This window comes from Mesorhizobium sp. WSM2561 (assembly GCF_000513915.1).
Lineage (GTDB): Bacteria > Pseudomonadota > Alphaproteobacteria > Rhizobiales > Rhizobiaceae > Mesorhizobium > Mesorhizobium muleiense.
In genome coordinates this window covers 1-1,725 of the sequence record NZ_AZUX01000106.1, presented here as the reverse complement: position 1 = coordinate 1,725, position 1,725 = coordinate 1, and the positions used below count along the sequence as shown (strand labels likewise).

Annotated in this window: 2 protein-coding genes; both read right to left on the bottom strand. The window is 59.8% G+C overall.

The genetic code is table 11. From position 1 onward, the window contains the following. Positions 1-221 (bottom strand): ferritin-like domain-containing protein (locus tag M727_RS43655; protein WP_245269123.1); only part of this gene is annotated, 221 nt, incomplete at its 3' end. 158 nt (positions 222-379) lie between these two features. Next, positions 380-1,102 carry an RNA polymerase sigma factor gene (locus M727_RS0132730; RefSeq protein WP_027156029.1) on the bottom strand — a complete coding sequence of 241 codons (723 nt, stop codon included), beginning with the start codon at positions 1,100-1,102 and terminating at the stop codon, positions 380-382. Positions 1,103-1,725: the final 623 nt, after the last annotated feature.

Here is a 1,725-nt window from a genome sequence, read left to right as displayed (position 1 = left end):
CCGGCATCGGCTGCGTCGATGCCTTTTCCGGTGGTGCCGCGGAGGTAGTATTCGGCCTCCATATATTCGAGGTTGAGGGCAAAGCGGAAAATGTCCTCGTCCGATATGTCCTGTGCCAATACCGGAGAAGGCCGTGCGATTCCGCCGAGTGCCGCTCCGGCACCGAGTACGACAAGTCCCTGAAGCGACTGACGCCGGGATAGGTGAAGTGCGCCCTGCATGGCGGTCTCCTATGTTTGTTGATTCAACACCGCTGTCAGCACCGCGGCGCCGAATGCATTTGCCTGATGATTAGATGGTCCGGGCCGCCAAAATATTCCCGCGTCCCGCTACAAGAGCTCTGCGAAAGAAGCCGGCGTAATCTCGGCGTGGACGGCGTCTACGTGCGCTCAGTCGCCGCGTTCAACTGACCAGTATCCTTTCGAACCAGGCGGATTGCGAGCCGGTCCAAGACTGATTGCGCGAGGTGGTCACAACGGGCGCCAGCGAAGAGAAACGTATCCGTGAACACGGTGGCGAGCTTGTCCCGCAGCGCCTCGCGGAGCAGCCGGCGTGCGCGATAAAGTCGGGTGCTCACTGTCTGAGGTCGCAACGCCAAAAGAAAAGCCGTCTCCTCAATGCTCATTTCCTCGACGTCGCGCATGACAAAGACGATGCGAAAGGGCTCTGGCAAGCCAACGACGGCTCGCTCCAGGAGGTTGCGGATTTCAGCGAGAGCGGCCGCCTCTTCGGGATCAGGTTTGTGGGCGCTGAACGGAGCGACCATGCCTTCGATGGCTTTCACGTCGACGGTGGGCCGCCTTTTCCGGCGGCGTCCCAGCGCCTCGTTCAGCGCGATCCGGGTGAGCCAGGTCGACAGCTGCGCCTCCGCGCGGAATTCGGCCAGATGGGTGAAGGCGTGGATATAGGTCTCCTGAAGTACGTCCTCGGCCTCGGTGTCGTCATTCAGGACGGCGCGGGCGACCCGGTGAAGCCGCTGATTGTGACGCTTGATGATTAACCAGAATGCGGCGGGGTCCCGCAGTCGCGCGTGTTCAACCAGCCCCGCGTCGTCAAGGTCCTCGATCCTCACTGCCTCGGTGGATCCGGTCGGCTTCATCATAGGCGCTCCAGATGCATCAGCTTACCATGAGATAAGCGTTTTCCGGGTTTTCGGTCTGCAGCCCGGTGGAGACTTGGACTCTAGCGGACCAGAGGTCTGCTCACCAAGTAAATCTAAATCAGACCTTGTTGTGGAGCAGTTCCATCTTCCGGTTTTGGCGCGACCAAGACTTCCAGCGTGGTCGCCGGCGATGCCTGCTTTCGGGAAGCGGCAAAAGATGATTTCTACGGCGGACATCGGCGCAAAGCTGTCATGCACGGCTCCGTTTGCGAGAGTCTGCGTCGGGTCAGATCATGCCGATGCCTGAAGGTCCGCTTCCAAACAATGCAAGCCTCAAAGCTGCCGGTCCGCTATCGGCCCACTTCGGACATTCAGGGGCCGAACCACGACCGACGATCGAAAGCTATTCAGGAAATTTCTGCTGCTGAGGTTCCTTTCAACTTCTGCTAAAGTCGTTGGGGTGGAGAAGTGCCAACACTACCGGTCATTCGCAGCGCGCCTCATTAGCTGACCTTCAGCCACTGGCCGGAGTCGACCCGTAGCTGCCCTTCCTGCGGAGAAGAGCAAAGGCAAGCTTCCTCGTGCGCGCGCACCGTGCCGGGTGTATGTTGCTGATATGAGTT